Raw genomic sequence first — 17,933 nt, 5'->3', positions numbered from 1 at the left:
GCTCAAAACGCTAAAAATTGGAGAAACGCTGACGTGTTTCGCGGAGCTAACGCTATCAGTCTCGATGCAAAGGGCCGTCTCGCAATGCCGAGCCGGTATCGTGACGAGCTCGTTTCGCGAAGTTCTGGTCAGTTAATCGTCACAATCGACGCCGTTGATCCCTGTTTGTGCGTTTACCCGCTCGATGAGTGGGAAATTATTGAAACCAAACTACGCGCACTGCCTTCGCTTCGCGAAGAGAACCGCCGCCTGCAACGCTTGCTGATTGGTAATGCCGTCGACCTCGAACTCGACGGCAGTGGTCGTTTTCTGGTTCCGCCGCGTCTTCGTGAATATGCCAAGTTGGATAAGCGCGCGATGTTGGTAGGCCAACTGAACAAGTTCCAATTGTGGGACGAGGATGCCTGGGATGCGGTTTCTGCCGCTGACCTGGCTGCTATTCAACAACCGGGCGCTATGCCTGATGAACTGCGTGATTTGATCCTGTGACTATTGATAGCGGCTTTAACCACATCACCGTACTGCTTGACGAAGCCGTGGAGGCTCTCGCCGTACGTCCTGATGGCTGCTATCTGGACGGTACGTTCGGACGCGGCGGGCACAGTCGGTTGATCCTCAGTCAGCTCGGGCCTGATGGTCGGCTGCTGGGGTTCGATAAAGATCCTCAAGCGATTGCCACCGGGCAAACGCTAGCGGCCGAAGACGGCCGCTTTGTCGTTGTGCAGCGCAGCTTTGCCGAGCTGGGTTCGGAAGTCGCCGAGCGTGGTCTGGCTGGTAAGGTCAGCGGCATTTTGCTCGACCTGGGCGTATCGTCTCCGCAGCTCGATGACCCTGAGCGCGGTTTCAGCTTTCTCAACGACGGACCGCTGGACATGCGTATGGACCCGTCCCGCGGGATCAGCGCTGCGGAATTCGTCAACACGGCACCTGCCGAGGAAATCGCCCGCGTATTCAAGGAATACGGCGAAGAGCGTTTCTCTGGTCGCATGGCACGTGCGGTGGCCGAGCGTCGCGATATTAAGCCGTTCGAACGTACCGGTGACCTGGCTGAAGTGCTGAAAGTAGCCAACCCGGCATGGGAGAAAGGCAAAAACCCGGCAACTCGTGCGTTCCAGGGCCTGCGCATTCACGTTAATAATGAACTGGGCGATCTTGAAGCTGGCCTCGAAGCAGCGCTTGAGTGTCTGGAGATCGGTGGACGCCTGGTGGTCATCAGCTTCCATTCCCTGGAAGACCGTATCGTCAAATTGTTCATGCGCAAACTGGTGAAGGGTGAAGCCGACAACCTGCCGCGCAATTTGCCGGTGCGCCACGTCGCCTTCGAACCGAAAATCAAAGTCCACGGCAAAACGCAGTCCGCCTCTGAGGCAGAACTCAAAGCCAACCCACGCTCCCGTAGCGCTGTCATGCGTGTCGCGGAGAAGTTGCGGTGAGCAAGCTTTTCGCCAAGCCACTTCCCGGCGGAAGCTTTTTCATGCTGCTGTTGTTTATCGGTGTGCTGGTATCAGCCATCGGCGTGTCTTACAGCGCCCACTGGAACCGTCAACTGTTGAACTCACTGTTCAATGAGTTGAGCGTGCGCGATAAGGCGCAGGCCGAGTGGGGCCGGTTGATTCTTGAACAAAGCACCTGGACTGCCCACAGCCGTATCGAAGTGCTCGCCACAGAACAACTGAAGATGCGCATTCCTGGCGCCGCGGAAGTACGGATGGTGGCGCCATGATGAAACTCGAAGGCGCACTTTTTCCTTGGCGGTTCCGTGTGGTGCTGGGTTTGCTCGGCGTCATGGTGGCTGCGATTACCTGGCGCATCATCGACCTGCAAGTTGTTGACCGTGACTTCCTGATTGGTCAAGGCGACGCGCGCAGTGTTCGTCACATTCCTATTCCTGCTCACCGGGGTCTGATCACTGACCGTAACGGCGAGCCGTTGGCCGTGAGTACGCCGGTCACCACGCTGTGGGCCAATGCCAAGGAAATGCAGCTGGCAAAAGACAAGTGGCCAGCACTGGCGGCGGCGCTCGGGCAAGACCCGAAGGCGTTGACTGAGCGCCTTGAAGCCCAGGCCAACAAAGAATTCATTTACCTGGTGCGCGGCTTGACTCCCGAGCAAGGCCAGTCCGTGCTCGATCTGAAAGTGCCGGGCGTCTATGGCATTGAAGAATTCCGGCGCTTTTACCCGGCCGGTGAAGTCACTGCCCACATGGTGGGGTTTACCGACATTGACGATCACGGGCGTGAAGGCGTCGAGCTGGCCTATGACGAATGGCTGGCCGGGGTCGCCGGCAAGCGCCAGGTCATCAAGGATCGGCGCGGCAGACTCATCAAGGATGTCCAGGTCACCAAAAACGCCAAGGCCGGCAAGCCCTTGGCGTTGTCCATTGACCTGCGCCTGCAATACCTGGCCAACCGCGAACTGCGCAACGCGATCATCGAGAACGGTGCCAAGGCCGGCAGCCTGGTGATCATGGACGTGAAGACCGGCGAGATTCTCGCCATGGTCAATCAGCCGACTTACAACCCCAACAACCGTCGCAACCTGCAACCGGCGATGATGCGTAACCGCGCAATGATCGATGTCTTCGAGCCGGGTTCGACCATGAAAGCGATCTCCATGAGCGCGGCCCTGGAAACCGGACGCTGGAAACCTAGCGACACCGTCGAGGTGTACCCGGGCAGCTTGCAGATTGGTAAATACACCATCAAGGACGTCTCGAAGACCGAAGGCCCGGTGCTCGACCTGACCGGTATTCTGATCAACTCCAGTAACGTCGGCATGAGTAAGGTCGCGTTCGACATTGGCGGCGAAACCATTTTCCGTCTAGCGCAGAAAGTCGGCCTCGGCCAGGACACTGGGCTCGGCTTCCCCGGCGAACGTGTTGGCAACCTGCCGAACTACCGCGAATGGCGCAAGGCTGAAACCGCCACGCTGTCCTACGGCTACGGTGTTTCGGTGACGGCGATCCAGCTGGTTCATGCCTTCTCGGCGCTGGCCAACAACGGCCGTATCGCGCCGCTGACCCTGATCAAGACCGATAAGCCGGCGCAGACCACGCAGGTAATCCCTGAAAGCGTCGCGAAGACCATGCAAGGCATGCTGACTCAGGTGATTGAAGCGCCACGCGGCGTATTCCGTGCGCAAGTCCCCGCTTATCACGTAGCCGGCAAGTCGGGTACTGCCCGTAAAACATCAGTGGGCACCAAAGGCTACGCCGAGAATTCCTACCGTTCGCTGTTCGCTGGTTTCGGCCCGATGAGCGATCCGCGTTACGCGATCGTGGTGGTTATCGATGAGCCGACCAAGGCTGGCTACTTCGGTGGTCTGGTTTCGGCTCCGGTGTTCAGCAAAGTGATGTCCGGGACTCTGCGCCTGATGAACATCACCCCGGATAACCTGCCGGCCACACAACAGGCGAGCGCAGCACCGGTCGTTCCGCTGAAAGCCAATGGAGGGCGCGGCTAATGTCTCTGAGTCTGAACAAGATTTTTGCCCACGCCGGTCGCGATTTGTTGATTCGCGAACTGACCCTGGACAGCCGCAACGTGCGGGCTGGCGATCTGTTTCTCGCCGTACCGGGCGGCAAGCTCGACGGTCGCGCACACATCGCCGACGCCTTGAAGCGCGGTGCTGCCGCTGTGGCGTATGAAGTCGAAGGCGCTACCGTGTTGCCGATAACCGATGCGCCGTTGATCCCGGTCAAAGGCCTGGCAGCGCAGCTGTCCGACATCGCCGGGCGTTTTTACGGCGACCCGAGCCGTCATCTGAATCTGGTCGGTGTGACCGGCACCAACGGTAAAACCAGTGTGACGCAGTTGGTTGCGCAAGCCCTGGACCTGCTCGGCCAGCATTGTGGCATCGTCGGCACTCTGGGCACCGGGTTCTACGGCGCGCTGCAAAGCGGCCTGCACACCACGCCGAATCCGATTGCCGTTCAGGCGACCCTGGCTGATTTGAAAAAGGCCGGCGCCAAAGCCGTGGCCATGGAAGTGTCTTCCCATGGCCTGGACCAGGGGCGCGTGACTGCACTGGCATTCGATGTCGCGGTGATGACCAACCTGTCTCGCGACCATCTGGATTATCACGGCACCATGCAAGCCTACGGCGGCGCCAAGGCCAAGCTGTTTGCCTGGAATGATTTGAAGTGCCGGGTGATTAACCTCGACGACGCGTTCGGCCGGCAGTTGGCGGCAGAAAAACGCGAATCGCGGCTGATTACCTACAGCTTGGAAGACACCAGCGCCTACCTGTATTGCCGCGAAGCGCAATTCGACGACGAAGGCGTGCGCGCCACGTTGGTCACGCCGCAAGGCGAGCACCACTTACGCAGCAGCTTGCTCGGTCGTTTCAACTTGAGCAACGTTCTGGCGGCGGTCGGTGCCTTGCTCGGCCTGGACTACGCACTGGACGAGATTCTCAAGGTCCTGCCGAAACTCGAAGGCCCGGCTGGGCGCATGCAACGTCTGGGCGGCGGCACTCAACCGCTGGTCGTGGTCGATTACGCCCACACCCCGGACGCGCTGGAAAAAGTATTGATGGCCCTGCGCCCGCATGCCAAGGGGCGTTTGCTGTGCCTGTTTGGTTGCGGCGGTGATCGTGATCGCGGCAAGCGTCCGTTGATGGCCGAAGTGGTCGAGCGTCTGGCAGACGGCGTACTGGTCACCGATGACAACCCGCGCACCGAAGACCCGGCTGTGATCTTTGACGACATACGGGCTGGTTTCACGGCGGTGGATAAAGTCACCTTCGTTGCTGGCCGTGGCCAGGCGATTGCGCAGTTGATCGCCAGCGCTTCAGCGGATGACGTGGTTGTCCTGGCGGGTAAAGGTCATGAGGACTATCAGGAAATCAACGGCGAGCGCCACGATTTCTCTGACCTGGTCGAAGCCGATCGTGCGCTGACCACGTGGGAGGCCGCCCATGCTTAAAACCCTGACGCTGAGTGAGCTGACTGGCGCCTTAAATGCCCGATTGGTCGGCGCCGATGCCCGTTTCGACGGTGTTAGCATCGATAGCCGTGGGATCAAGCAGGGTCAGCTGTTTATTGCACTGACCGGTCCACGTTTCGATGGTCATGACTATTTGAATGATGTCGCCAGCCAAGGCGCAGTCGCGGCGCTGGTCGAGCGCGAAGTCGCCGACAGCACGCTGCCACAGTTGGTGGTCGCCGACACCCGCCAGGCCCTCGGCCAGTTGGGCGCACTCAATCGCGCGGCTTACAGCAATCCGGTTGCAGCCGTCACTGGCTCCAGCGGCAAGACCACGGTCAAGGAAATGCTTGCCAGCATCCTGCGGACTCGTGGCCCGGTGCTGGCGACTCGTGGCAACCTGAACAACGACCTCGGTGTGCCGCTGACCCTGCTCGAACTGGCGCCGGAACACACCGCCGCCGTGATCGAGCTCGGTGCCTCGCGCCTGGGTGAAATTGCCTACACCGTGGGCATGACCCAACCCCATGTGGCCATCCTTAACAACGCCGGAACGGCCCATGTCGGCGAGTTCGGTGGACCGGACAAAATCGTTGAAGCCAAAGGCGAGATTATTGAAGGGCTGGATGCCGATGGCGTCGCCGTACTTAATCTCGACGACAAGGCATTCGGCATCTGGAAGACCCGCGCTGCCGGTCGCAAAGTCCTGACTTTCTCGCTGAACAATTCAGGCGCTGACTTCTATGCCAGCGATCTGAGCCGCGATGCTCGCGGTTGCCCGGCGTTCAATCTGCACAGTCCTGAAGGTGTGGAGCGGGTTCAACTTAACCTGCTCGGTACTCATAACGTCGCCAACGCCATGGCCGCTGCTGCTGCCGCGCACGCCTTGGGCGTCTCGCTGTTTGGCATCGCCACGGGCCTGGGGGCTGTGCAACCGGTCAAAGGGCGCACCGTCGCGCAACTGGCAACTAACGGCATGCGTGTCATTGATGACACTTACAACGCGAACCCCACCTCCATGTGTGCCGCCGTTGATATACTCGCCGGCTTTTCCGGTCGCACCGTTCTGGTGCTCGGAGATATCGGTGAGTTGGGCGCGTGGGCGGAGCAGGGGCACCGCGATGTGGGCGAGTATGCCCGTGGCAAGGTTTCTGCGCTTTATGCGGTCGGTCCAATGATGGCTCACGCCGTTAATGCTTTCGGTCCGCAGGCTTATCACTTCAGCACTCAGGCTGAACTGATCGAGGCCCTGGGCGCCGAGCAAGACACAAACACCACTATTTTGATCAAGGGCTCGCGCAGCGCGGCGATGGAAAACATCGTTGCCGCTTTGTGCGGGCCTCGCCTGGAGAAACATTAATGCTGCTGCTGCTAGCGGAGTATCTGCAACAGTTCTACAAAGGCTTCGCGGTCTTTCAGTACCTGACCCTGCGCGGGATTCTCGGTGTGCTGACCGCGCTGGTTTTGTCGCTGTGCTATGGCCCGTGGATGATCCGCACTTTGCAGAACCGTCAGATCGGCCAGTCCGTTCGTAACGATGGTCCCCAATCGCACCTGGCCAAGTCGGGCACCCCGACCATGGGCGGTGCGCTGATTCTTTCGTCCATCGGTGTCAGTACGTTGCTCTGGGCTGACCTGAGCAACCGTTATGTCTGGACCGTGTTGTTGGTGACGTTGCTGTTCGGCGCCATCGGTTGGGTCGACGACTACCGCAAAGTGATAGAGAAAAACTCCCGAGGCTTGCCGAGCCGCTGGAAATATTTCTGGCAGTCGGTATTCGGTCTGGGCGCGGCGATCTTCCTTTACGTGACGGCCCCGACGGCAGTGGAAACCACGCTGATCCTGCCGATGCTCAAGGACTACAGCATTCCGCTGGGCGCAGGCTTCATTGTCCTGACCTATTTCGTGATCGTCGGTTCGAGTAACGCAGTCAACCTGACCGATGGCCTGGATGGTCTGGCCATCATGCCCACCGTCATGGTCGGCGGCGGGTTGGGTATCTTCTGCTACCTGTCGGGTAACGTGAAATTCGCTGAATACCTGCTTATCCCTTATGTACCGGGCGCCGGTGAGCTGATCGTTTTCTGTGGTGCCTTGATCGGTGCGGGCCTGGGGTTCCTCTGGTTCAACACTTACCCGGCCCAAGTGTTCATGGGCGACGTCGGCGCCCTGGCGCTGGGCGCCGCGTTGGGCACCATTGCGGTGATCGTTCGCCAGGAAATCGTCCTGTTCATCATGGGCGGTGTGTTTGTGATGGAAACCCTGTCGGTGGTCATCCAGGTGGCCTCCTTCAAGATGACCGGGCGCCGTGTGTTCCGCATGGCACCGATACACCACCACTTTGAACTCAAGGGCTGGCCTGAGCCGCGCGTGATCGTCCGTTTCTGGATCATCACCGTGATTCTCGTCCTGGTCGGCCTTGCCACCCTGAAGCTGAGGTAGAACGAGTGTCTCTGATCGCTTCTGACCACTTCCGCATCGTTGTCGGCCTCGGCAAGAGCGGCATGTCTCTGGTTCGCTTCCTGGCGAACCGGGGCGTGTCGTTTGCCGTGGCGGACACGCGGGAAAATCCACCCGAGCTGGCCACGCTGCGCCGTGACTACCCGCAGGTGGAAGTGCGTTGTGGCGAGCTGGACGTCGAGTTCCTGTGCCGTGCCGACGAGCTATACGTGAGCCCTGGCCTGGCGCTGGCGACCCCGGCCCTGCAGGCTGCCGCTGCCCGTGGCGTAAAACTGTCCGGTGACATCGAGCTGTTCGCACGTAACGCGAAGGCGCCGATTGTCGCCATCAGCGGTTCCAATGCGAAAAGCACGGTCACCACCTTGGTGGGCGAGATGGCCGCGGCGGCCGGCAAACGCGTGGCGGTTGGCGGCAACCTCGGTACGCCCGCGCTGGACTTGCTTAGCGACACTGTCGAGTTATACGTGATGGAACTGTCGAGCTTCCAGCTCGAAACCACCGACCATCTCGGCGCTGAAGTGGCGACCGTGCTCAACGTCAGCGAAGACCACATGGACCGCTACAGCGGTCTGCCGGCTTATCACCTGGCCAAGCACCGGATCTTTCGCGGCGCCAAACAGTTCGTGGTCAACCGCCAAGACGCCCTCAGCCGTCCGTTGATGGGCGAAGGTCAGCCGTGCTGGACCTTCGGTCTGGGCACGCCCGATTTCAAGGCGTTCGGCATCCGTGAAGAAGATGGCGAAAAATACCTGGCCTTTGAGTTCCAGAATCTGATGCCGGTACGCGAATTGAAAATTCGTGGCGCCCATAACCAATCCAACGCACTTGCCGCCTTGGCGCTGGGGCATGCCGTTGGCTTGCCGTTCGACGCCATGCTGTCGAGCCTGCGCAGCTTCGCTGGGCTTGAGCATCGTTGCCAGTGGGTTCGCGAATTCAACGGTGTGAGCTATTACAACGATTCCAAAGCCACTAACGTCGGTGCGGCGCTGGCTGCCATCGAAGGCCTGGGGGCTGACATCGACGGCAAACTGGTGCTGATTGCCGGTGGTGACGGCAAGGGTGCCGAGTTCAAGGACCTGCGTCTTCCGGTGGTGGCCAACTGCCGCGCCGTAGTGCTGATGGGCCGCGACTCCGATCTGATTGGTCAGGCGCTGGGCGATGCCGTGCCGCTGATTCACGTTAACTCGCTGAACGAAGCCGTCGCGCAATGCCGCTCCCTCGCCGAGCCCGGCGACGCCGTGCTGTTGTCGCCCGCCTGCGCCAGTTTTGACATGTTCAAAAATTACGAAGACCGTGGTCACCAGTTCGTCCGCGCTGTGGAGGATCTGGTATGAGCCTGCTAAATATCATCAAGCCGTACCCATCGCCGCTCATCACCGGGCGCGGTATCGACCTCGACTTCCCGATGCTCGCAGGCTGTCTCGCGTTGCTGGGGTTGGGGCTGATCATGATTGCCTCGGCCTCCACCGAAGTGGCAGCGGCTCAGTCGGGCAGCGCCCTGTACTACATGATTCGGCACCTTATTTACATCGTGATCGGCCTGGGTGCCTGCATCGTCACCATGATGATTCCGATCGCCACCTGGCAACGCCTCGGCTGGCTGATGCTGCTGGGGGCGTTCGGTTTGCTGGTGATGGTGATCGTCCCTGGGATCGGCCGTGAAGTGAACGGTTCGATGCGCTGGATTGGCTTCAGCTTCTTCAACGTCCAGCCCTCCGAGATTGCCAAGGTATTCGTGGTGATCTACCTCTCCGGTTACCTGGTGCGTCGTCAGAAGGAAGTACGAGAAAGCTGGATGGGCTTCTTCAAGCCGTTCATCGTGTTGCTACCGATGGCAGGTCTGTTGTTGATGGAACCGGACTTCGGTGCCACCGTCGTGATGATGGGCGCTGCGGCCGCCATGTTGTTCCTCGGCGGCGTCGGGCTGTTCCGTTTTTCGCTGATGGTGGTGCTGGCTGTCGCGGCGGTGGTGCTGTTGATTCAAGTGCAACCGTATCGAATGGCACGCCTGACCAACTTTGCCGATCCGTGGGCCGACCAGTTCGGTGCGGGCTATCAGTTGTCTCAAGCATTGATCGCGTTCGGTCGTGGCGAATGGCTGGGCGTTGGCCTGGGCAACAGCGTGCAGAAACAGTTCTACCTGCCGGAAGCCCACACTGACTTCGTGTTCTCGGTCCTGGCCGAAGAACTGGGCGCCGTGGGTTCCTTGTGTACGGTCGCGCTGTTTGTCTTTGTTTGTATCCGTGGCATGTACATCGGTTTGTGGGCAGAGAAAGCCAAGCAGTTCTTCGCCGCTTACGTGGCTTACGGTCTGTCGTTCCTATGGATTGGTCAGTTCCTGATCAATATTGGGGTGAATGTCGGCTTGCTGCCGACCAAGGGCCTGACCCTGCCGTTTCTCAGTTATGGCGGTAGCTCGCTGGTGATCTGCTGTGCCTGTCTCGGCTTGCTCCTGCGCATCGAATGGGAAAGTCGGACCCACTTGGGCAGTGAAGAAATGGAATTCCAGGAAAGCGACTTTGCCGAGGAGCCAACCCATGGGCGCTAACGTATTGATCATGGCGGGCGGCACCGGTGGGCACGTGTTCCCGGCGCTGGCCTGTGCGCGTGAATTTCAGTCGCGTGGCTACACCGTGCATTGGCTCGGCACGCCGCGCGGCATCGAGAATGACCTGGTTCCGGCGGCCGGTCTTGAACTGCATCGCATCAACGCCAGCGGTCTGCGGGGCAAGGGCAAGCTGTCGCTGCTCAAGGCACCGTTCATGTTGCTCAAGTCGATCTGGCAGGCGCGGGCGATCATTCGTCGGCTGCGGCCGGTTTGTGTGGTCGGTTTTGGTGGCTTTGTGACCGGTCCTGGTGGCGTCGCTGCCAAACTGTCTGGTGTGCCAGTCATCGTCCACGAGCAGAACGCCGTGGCCGGTACCGCCAATCGGTTGCTCATGCCGTTGGCCGCCCGAGTCTGTGAAGCGTTCCCCGACACCTTTACCCTGTCGGACAGCCGTCGGACCACTGGCAATCCGGTGCGCACCGAGCTGTTCCTCGATACACCGCGCCAGGCACTGGCCGGTCGCAAAGCGCGTCTGCTGATTCTGGGTGGAAGCCTGGGCGCAGAACCGTTGAACAAATTGCTGCCTGAAGCCCTGGCGCAAGTCGCTGTCGACCTGCGTCCGGAAGTGTTTCATCAGGCTGGCAAAAACCACGATGAAGTCACTGCACAGCGCTATCGCGACGCTGGCGTCGAGGCGCAAGTGCAGCCTTTCATCAAAGACATGGCCCACGCTTATAGCTGGGCCGACCTGGTGGTGTGCCGCGCAGGCGCGCTGACCATCAGTGAACTGGCCGCCGCCGGTCTGCCCTCGATGCTGGTGCCTTTGCCCCACGCGATCGACGATCACCAGACCCGTAACGCCGAATATTTGGCCCGCGAAGGTGCAGCCTTCGTGATGCCACAAAGAACGACTGGCGCAGCGGATCTTGCCGCACGCCTGACAGAGGTCTTGATGCAACCGCAACGACTTAATGACATGGCCACCGCCGCACGTCGGCTGGCCAAACCTGATGCCACCCGCAACGTTGTCGATACCTGCCTGGAGGTGGCCCATGGTTGAGCATCAGAAAGCCATGCCACAACCGGAAATGCGCCGTATCCGTCGCATCCACTTCGTCGGCATCGGCGGCGTGGGCATGTGCGGGATCGCCGAAGTGTTGTTGAACTTGGGCTATGAAGTGTCCGGCTCCGACCTGAAAGCTTCACCGGTGACCGAGCGCCTGGAGTCCTTCGGCGCTCACATCTACATCGGCCATCGCGCCGAGAACGCTGCGAATGCCGATGTACTGGTGACGTCCAGTGCCGTGAATACCTCCAACCCGGAAGTCGCCACTGCCCTGGAGCGCCGGATTCCGGTGGTGCCACGTGCCGAGATGTTGGCCGAACTGATGCGCTACCGCCACGGCATTGCCGTGGCCGGTACTCACGGTAAAACCACCACGACCAGCCTGATCGCGTCGGTGTTCGCCGCCGGTGGCCTGGACCCGACGTTCGTCATCGGTGGCCGTCTGAATGCTGCAGGGACTAATGCCCAGCTTGGCACCAGCCGCTACCTGATTGCCGAAGCTGATGAAAGCGATGCGAGTTTTCTGCACTTGCAGCCGTTGGTGGCCGTGGTCACTAACATCGACGCCGATCACATGGCGACCTACGACGGTGACTTCAACAAACTGAAGAAAACGTTCGTCGAGTTTCTGCACAATCTGCCGTTCTACGGGTTGGCGGTGCTGTGCCTGGACGATCCGGTGGTGCGTGAAATCTTGCCGCTGGTTAAACGTCCGACGGTCACCTACGGCTTCGGCGAAGACTGCGACGTGCGTGCGATCAACGTGCGTCAGCAAGGCATGCAGACCTTCTTTACGGTGCTGCGCCCTGATCGCGAGCCACTGGATGTTTCGGTCAACATGCCAGGCAATCACAACGTATTGAACTCCCTGGCGACCATTTGTATTGCCAGCGATGAGAGCGTCAGCGATGAGGCCATCGTTCAGGGCCTGTCCGGGTTCCAGGGCGTGGGTCGACGCTTCCAGGTCTATGGCGAACTGCCGGTGGACGACGGCCACGTGATGCTGGTGGATGACTATGGTCACCACCCGACTGAAGTCGCCGCAGTGATTAAAGCCGTGCGCGGTGGCTGGCCGGATCGTCGTTTGGTGATGGTTTACCAGCCGCACCGTTACAGCCGCACTCGCGATCTGTATGACGATTTCGTCAATGTGCTGGCCGACGCCAATGTCTTGCTGCTGATGGAAGTCTACCCGGCGGGCGAAGAGCCGATCCCGGGCGCTGACAGCCGCAAACTGTGCAACAGCATCCGCCAGCGCGGTCAACTTGATCCGATCTACATCGAGCGTGGTGTCGACCTCGCGCCGATCGTCAAGCCGCTGCTGCGTGCCGGCGACATTCTGCTGTGCCAGGGCGCCGGTGATATCGGTGGTCTCGCACCGAAACTGTTGAAGAGTCCGTTGTTCGCCGGTGCCGTTGCGGCGTCGGTTGAGGGGAAGTTGAAATGACTGCTGCTTACGCCAACCTCGTCTCCACCGTCGCGCCGACAGACTTTGGCCGCGTTGCGGTACTGTTCGGCGGCAAAAGTGCCGAGCGCGAAGTGTCTCTCAAGTCAGGTGACGCCGTGCTCAAGGCGCTGCAAAGCGCGGGCGTGGACGCGTTCGGTATCGACGTCGGCGATGACTTTTTACAACGGTTGTTGAGCGAAAAAATCGACCGCGCCTTCATCATCCTTCACGGTCGTGGTGGTGAAGACGGCAGCATGCAGGGCTTACTCGAATGCCTGGGTATTCCGTATACCGGCAGCGGCATTCTGGCCTCGGCACTGGCCATGGACAAACTGCGCACTAAACAAATTTGGCACAGCCTCGGGATTCCGACGCCACGCCACGCGGTGCTGACCTCTGAGGCCGATTGTATTTCTGCGGCCACGGAACTGGGCTTCCCTTTGATCGTCAAACCGGCCCATGAAGGTTCAAGTATCGGGATGGCCAAAGTGAATACGGCGTCGGAGTTGACCGACGCATGGAAAGCGGCCAGTACCTACGATTCGCAAGTGTTGGTCGAACAATGGATTCAAGGTCCGGAGTTCACCATCGCCACCCTGCGTGACCAGGTGTTGCCAGTGATTGCCCTGGGCACGACGCACAGTTTCTACGACTACGACGCCAAGTACGTGGCCTCCGATACTCAGTACCGAATTCCATGTGGCCTGGACAGCAGCAAAGAAAAAGAACTGATGGACCTCACGGCGAAAGCCTGTGAGGCGCTGGGTATCGCCGGTTGGGGCAGGGCAGACGTGATGCAGGACGCCGATGGGCAGTTCTGGTTCCTGGAAGTCAACACGGCCCCCGGCATGACCGATCACAGCCTGGTGCCGATGGCGGCCCTGGCCGCCGGTTTGGATTTCCAGCAACTGGTTCTGGCCATTTTGGCAGACAGTGTTGCCGGTAATGCTGCCAGCAACGAAGAGCCGCGAGGTTAAGACCATGCAAGGCGCATCGCTACGTCATCAGCCCCCCGCACCGCCCGGCCGCAAGCCGGTACCGCGGGGTGCCAGCCGAATGGTTGCCAAAGAGCCGATGTCTGCGCGCCTGCCGAAAGCCAATTTTGGTTTTCTCAAAGCCTTGTTCTGGCCTGTGTTGTTGGTGGTGCTGGGGGTGGGGACTTACGAGGGCGCGCAACGTTTGCTGCCTTACGCGGACCGGCCGATCACCAAGATCAATGTGCAGGGCGATTTGAGCTACATCAGCCAGCAAGCCGTGCAACAGCGGATCGCCCCTTACGTGGCGTCAAGCTTCTTCACCATCGACCTGGCGAGCATGCGCACGGAGCTGGAGCAGATGCCATGGATCGCCCACGCCGAGGTGCGCCGGGTGTGGCCGGACCAAGTGGTGATCCGCCTGGAAGAACAATTGCCGGTGGCCCGTTGGGGCGATGAGGCACTGCTGAACAACCAGGGGCAGGCGTTTACGCCCAAGGAACTGGCGAATTACGAACATCTGCCACAACTGTTCGGGCCACAACGGGCCCAGCAGCAAGTGATGCAGCAATACCAGGTGCTGAGCCAGATGCTTAGGCCATTGGGCTTCTCCATTGCGCGCCTGGAGTTACGTGAACGAGGCAGCTGGTTCCTGACCACGGGCGCCGGCAGTGCAGGGCCCGGCATTGAGCTGCTGCTGGGACGCGGTGCCTTGGTGGAAAAGATGCGCCGCTTCATTGCCATCTATGACAAGACGCTTAAAGAGCAGATTACGAACATTGCGCGCATCGATCTGCGCTACGCCAACGGCCTCGCTGTTGGCTGGCGGGAACCTGTAGCGCCGACGACAGCTCAACCCGCTGTCGCGAAGAATTAAGAAGAGGCAGGACCCATGGCAAACGTGCAAAGCGGCAAAATGATCGTCGGTCTCGATATCGGCACCTCCAAGGTGGTGGCGCTGGTCGGTGAGGTCGCGGACGATGGCACGCTGGTAATCGTCGGGATCGGTACGCACCCGTCCCGCGGCCTGAAAAAAGGCGTAGTGGTGAACATCGAGTCCACCGTGCAATCGATCCAGCGCGCCATCGAAGAAGCGCAGCTGATGGCCGGTTGCCGCATTCACTCGGCGTTTGTCGGTGTGGCCGGTAATCACATCCGCAGCCTGAATTCCCACGGCATCGTTGCAATTCGTGATCGCGAAGTCAGCGCCGCCGACCTTGAGCGCGTCCTCGACGCTGCCCAGGCCGTGGCGATCCCGGCAGACCAGCGCGTGCTGCACACGCTGCCTCAGGACTACGTGATCGACAACCAGGAAGGCGTTCGTGAGCCGCTGGGCATGTCCGGCGTGCGTCTGGAAGCCAAGGTCCACGTGGTCACTTGCGCCGTTAACGCCGCTCAGAACATTGAGAAATGTGTGCGTCGCTGTGGCCTCGAAATCGACGACATCATCCTTGAACAGTTGGCTTCCGCTTATTCGGTCCTGACCGATGACGAGAAAGAACTGGGTGTTTGCCTGGTGGACATCGGCGGTGGCACTACCGACATTGCGATCTTCACCGAAGGTGCGATCCGCCACACGGCCGTGATCCCGATTGCGGGCGACCAGGTGACCAACGACATCGCCATGGCGTTGCGCACCCCGACCCAGTACGCCGAAGAAATCAAGATTCGCTACGCCTGTGCCCTGGCCAAACTGGCCGGTGCCGGTGAAACCATCAAAGTGCCAAGCGTCGGCGACCGTCCGCCGCGTGAGTTGTCCCGCCAGGCGTTGGCTGAAGTGGTCGAGCCGCGTTACGACGAGTTGTTCACGCTGATTCAGGCCGAACTGCGCCGCAGTGGCTACGAAGACTTGATTCCGGCCGGCATCGTCCTGACGGGTGGTACGTCGAAGATGGAAGGTGCGGTCGAGCTGGCCGAAGAAATTTTCCACATGCCGGTGCGTCTGGGCGTACCGCATGGCGTCAAGGGACTGGATGACGTGGTGCGCAACCCGATTTATTCCACCGGTGTTGGCCTCTTGATGTATGGCCTGCAAAAGCAGTCCGACGGCATTTCGTTCTCGGGCATCAGCAGCCGTGACAGCTACAGCAATGAAGAGCCGAAACCCGCCTTGCTCGATCGCATCAAGAGCTGGGTTCAAGGCAACTTCTAACGAATTACCGCAATACCGTTTCAAAAATGCAGTAGGCGAAAAAAACTAGAGAATGTAAGGAGAGGGAAAATGTTCGAACTCGTAGACAACATCCCGCAAAGCCCGGTAATTAAAGTTATCGGTGTTGGCGGTGGCGGCGGCAACGCAGTCAATCACATGGTCAAGAGCAACATTGAAGGCGTGGAATTCATCTGCGCCAACACTGATGCCCAGGCGCTGAAAAGCATTGGCGCGCGGACCATCCTGCAACTGGGCACCGGCGTGACCAAAGGTCTTGGCGCTGGCGCCAACCCTGAAGTCGGTCGTCAGGCCGCTTTGGAAGACCGCGAACGTATCGCCGAAGTCTTGCAGGGCACCAACATGGTGTTCATCACCACCGGCATGGGCGGCGGTACCGGTACCGGTGCGGCGCCAATCATTGCTGAAGTGGCCAAGGAAATGGGGATTCTCACCGTTGCGGTGGTGACTCGTCCGTTCCCGTTCGAAGGTCGCAAGCGTATGCAGATCGCTGACGAAGGTATCCGTCTGCTGTCTGAAAGCGTTGACTCGTTGATCACCATTCCCAACGAGAAGCTGCTGACCATCCTGGGCAAGGACGCAAGCCTGCTGTCCGCGTTCGCCAAGGCTGACGATGTACTGGCCGGTGCCGTTCGCGGTATCTCCGACATCATCAAGCGTCCGGGCATGATCAACGTCGACTTTGCCGACGTCCGTACCGTGATGAGCGAAATGGGCATGGCGATGATGGGCACTGGCTGCGCCAGCGGTCCGAACCGTGCACGCGAGGCCACCGAAGCGGCCATTCGCAACCCATTGCTCGAAGACGTGAACCTGCAAGGTGCGCGCGGTATTTTGGTGAACATCACCGCCGGTCCTGACCTGTCACTGGGTGAGTACTCCGACGTGGGTAGCATCATCGAAGCCTTCGCTTCCGAGCACGCCATGGTCAAGGTCGGTACTGTTATCGATCCGGACATGCGTGACGAGCTGCACGTGACCGTGGTTGCCACGGGTCTGGGCGCGAAAATCGAGAAGCCTGTAAAGGTTATCGACAACACCGTTCACACTTCGATGTCCTCCCAGCCGCAACAGCAAGCTCCCGTTCGTCAGGAACAGCCTGCCGTGAACTACCGCGATCTGGACCGTCCGACCGTTATGCGCAACCAGGCTCAGGCCGGTGCTGCGACTGCCGCGAAGATGAATCCGCAAGACGACCTGGACTACCTGGACATCCCGGCTTTCCTGCGTCGCCAGGCTGATTGATGGAATGTATCAGGGCTATGAAGGTGATTGGTGTTCAGCAAAGGTCTGGTCTGCTATTATCGCCAGCCTTTGTTGATACCAGTTCGCAATTTGCGCTGAAGCGGCCCAAGCCATGATTAAACAACGCACACTGAAAAATATTATCCGTGCCACAGGTGTAGGCCTGCACTCCGGGGAGAAGGTATACCTGACCCTCAAGCCCGCGCCTATCGACACCGGCATTGTGTTTTGTCGTGCTGACCTCGATCCTGTGGTGCAGATTCCTGCTCGCGCAGAAAACGTTGGCGAAACCACAATGTCGACCACACTGGTTAACGGTGACGTCAAAGTGGACACGGTGGAGCACTTGCTCTCGGCCATGGCTGGCCTGGGCATCGATAACGCCTACGTCGAGCTCTCCGCGTCCGAAGTCCCAATCATGGATGGTAGCGCTGGACCTTTCGTATTCCTGATTCAATCGGCCGGCCTGGAAGAACAGGACGCAGCCAAGAAGTTCATCCGGATCCTGCGGGAAGTGACAGTTGAAGATGGCGACAAGCGCGCCACTTTTGTTCCTTTCGAAGGTTTCAAAGTGAGCTTCGAGATCGATTTCGATCACCCGGTTTTCCGTGACCGCACACAAAGTGCAAGCGTGGATTTTTCCAGCACTTCGTTTGTAAAAGAAGTCAGCCGCGCCCGTACCTTTGGTTTCATGAGTGATATCGAGTACCTGCGCAAGCACAATCTCGCACTCGGCGGCAGCGTTGAAAACGCTATTGTGGTCGACGCGGATGGCGTACTGAACGAAGACGGTCTTCGCTATGAAGACGAATTCGTGAAGCACAAAATCCTCGATGCAATTGGTGATCTCTACCTGCTGGGCAATAGCCTGATTGGTGAGTTCAAGGGCTTCAAGTCCGGACATGCATTGAACAACCAGCTGCTGCGCAAGTTGATTGAGCAGACAGATGCTTGGGAAGTCGTGACTTTCGAAGACGCCAGCGCTGCACCGATCTCTTACATGCGTCCCGTAGCGGCCGTGTAAAAAAACCTCTCTAGTTTTTAAAGGCTACCTTCGGGTGGCCTTTTTTTATGGGGCTGCCTGTCCTGTTTTTCGAC

Annotated in this window: 16 protein-coding genes; all 16 read left to right on the top strand. The window is 59.5% G+C overall.

The annotated features are described in order from the left end of the window. The first annotated feature begins 33 nt into the window (after positions 1 to 33). The 16 genes from mraZ to lpxC all read left to right on the top strand — a co-directional run bounded on the left by mraZ (position 34) and on the right by lpxC (position 17,859). Complete coding sequence (gene mraZ, locus RHM68_RS20550) at positions 34 to 489, top strand: division/cell wall cluster transcriptional repressor MraZ (protein ID WP_008147486.1); 456 nt, start codon at positions 34 to 36, stop codon at positions 487 to 489. Then, a complete protein-coding gene (gene rsmH, locus RHM68_RS20545) occupies positions 486 to 1,433 on the top strand; it encodes a 16S rRNA (cytosine(1402)-N(4))-methyltransferase RsmH (RefSeq protein ID WP_416195209.1) in 948 nt (315 codons plus the stop codon). The genes mraZ and rsmH overlap by 4 nt, the downstream gene beginning before the upstream one ends. After that, on the top strand, positions 1,430 to 1,723 hold the full coding sequence (gene ftsL / locus RHM68_RS20540; protein WP_322218528.1) for a cell division protein FtsL: 294 nt from the start codon (positions 1,430 to 1,432) through the stop codon (positions 1,721 to 1,723). The genes rsmH and ftsL overlap by 4 nt, the downstream gene beginning before the upstream one ends. Then, the gene (locus tag RHM68_RS20535) at positions 1,723 to 3,462 is read left to right on the top strand and encodes a penicillin-binding protein 2 (protein WP_322223887.1); all 1,740 of its coding nucleotides are present in this window, start codon (positions 1,723 to 1,725) and stop codon (positions 3,460 to 3,462) included. The genes ftsL and RHM68_RS20535 overlap by 1 nt, the downstream gene beginning before the upstream one ends. After that, a complete protein-coding gene (locus RHM68_RS20530) occupies positions 3,462 to 4,925 on the top strand; it encodes a UDP-N-acetylmuramoyl-L-alanyl-D-glutamate--2,6-diaminopimelate ligase (RefSeq protein WP_322218525.1) in 1,464 nt (487 codons plus the stop codon). The genes RHM68_RS20535 and RHM68_RS20530 overlap by 1 nt, the downstream gene beginning before the upstream one ends. Beyond that, positions 4,918 to 6,285: a UDP-N-acetylmuramoyl-tripeptide--D-alanyl-D-alanine ligase gene (locus RHM68_RS20525; protein WP_322218522.1), complete on the top strand. Its 1,368-nt coding sequence runs from the start codon at positions 4,918 to 4,920 to the stop codon at positions 6,283 to 6,285. The genes RHM68_RS20530 and RHM68_RS20525 overlap by 8 nt, the downstream gene beginning before the upstream one ends. After that, positions 6,285 to 7,367 (top strand): phospho-N-acetylmuramoyl-pentapeptide-transferase, encoded by a 1,083-nt coding sequence (mraY, locus tag RHM68_RS20520; protein ID WP_322218519.1) that lies wholly within the window; start codon positions 6,285 to 6,287, stop codon positions 7,365 to 7,367. The genes RHM68_RS20525 and mraY overlap by 1 nt, the downstream gene beginning before the upstream one ends. Before the next feature lie 5 nt (positions 7,368 to 7,372). Further along, complete coding sequence (gene murD / locus RHM68_RS20515) at positions 7,373 to 8,719, top strand: UDP-N-acetylmuramoyl-L-alanine--D-glutamate ligase (protein WP_322218518.1); 1,347 nt, start codon at positions 7,373 to 7,375, stop codon at positions 8,717 to 8,719. After that, the gene (gene ftsW / locus RHM68_RS20510; RefSeq protein WP_416195208.1) at positions 8,716 to 9,933 is read left to right on the top strand and encodes a putative lipid II flippase FtsW; all 1,218 of its coding nucleotides are present in this window, start codon (positions 8,716 to 8,718) and stop codon (positions 9,931 to 9,933) included. The genes murD and ftsW overlap by 4 nt, the downstream gene beginning before the upstream one ends. Then, positions 9,923 to 10,993, top strand: a complete 1,071-nt coding sequence (murG, locus tag RHM68_RS20505; protein WP_322218516.1) for an undecaprenyldiphospho-muramoylpentapeptide beta-N-acetylglucosaminyltransferase — start codon at positions 9,923 to 9,925, stop codon at positions 10,991 to 10,993. Before ftsW ends, murG begins: the two co-directional genes overlap by 11 nt. Beyond that, positions 10,986 to 12,446, top strand: a complete 1,461-nt coding sequence (gene murC, locus RHM68_RS20500; RefSeq protein ID WP_322218512.1) for a UDP-N-acetylmuramate--L-alanine ligase — start codon at positions 10,986 to 10,988, stop codon at positions 12,444 to 12,446. The genes murG and murC overlap by 8 nt, the downstream gene beginning before the upstream one ends. Beyond that, entirely contained in the window at positions 12,443 to 13,423 is a 981-nt protein-coding gene (locus RHM68_RS20495) for a D-alanine--D-alanine ligase (protein ID WP_322218509.1), read from the top strand. Before murC ends, RHM68_RS20495 begins: the two co-directional genes overlap by 4 nt. A gap of 4 nt (positions 13,424 to 13,427) precedes the next feature. Beyond that, positions 13,428 to 14,297, top strand: coding sequence for a cell division protein FtsQ/DivIB (locus RHM68_RS20490; protein ID WP_322218506.1), 870 nt, complete (start codon positions 13,428 to 13,430; stop codon positions 14,295 to 14,297). A 15-nt stretch (positions 14,298 to 14,312) separates the two neighbouring features. Then, positions 14,313 to 15,572: a cell division protein FtsA gene (ftsA, locus tag RHM68_RS20485; protein WP_322218504.1), complete on the top strand. Its 1,260-nt coding sequence runs from the start codon at positions 14,313 to 14,315 to the stop codon at positions 15,570 to 15,572. Positions 15,573 to 15,641: 69 nt separating this feature from the next. After that, entirely contained in the window at positions 15,642 to 16,835 is a 1,194-nt protein-coding gene (gene ftsZ / locus RHM68_RS20480) for a cell division protein FtsZ (protein WP_322218501.1), read from the top strand. A 112-nt stretch (positions 16,836 to 16,947) separates the two neighbouring features. Beyond that, positions 16,948 to 17,859 (top strand): UDP-3-O-acyl-N-acetylglucosamine deacetylase, encoded by a 912-nt coding sequence (gene lpxC / locus RHM68_RS20475; RefSeq protein WP_322218498.1) that lies wholly within the window; start codon positions 16,948 to 16,950, stop codon positions 17,857 to 17,859. Positions 17,860 to 17,933: the final 74 nt, after the last annotated feature.

Source organism: Pseudomonas sp. DC1.2, from assembly GCF_034351645.1.
In the GTDB taxonomy this organism is placed as follows: domain Bacteria; phylum Pseudomonadota; class Gammaproteobacteria; order Pseudomonadales; family Pseudomonadaceae; genus Aquipseudomonas.
This window is presented reverse-complemented; position numbering and strand designations above follow the sequence as displayed.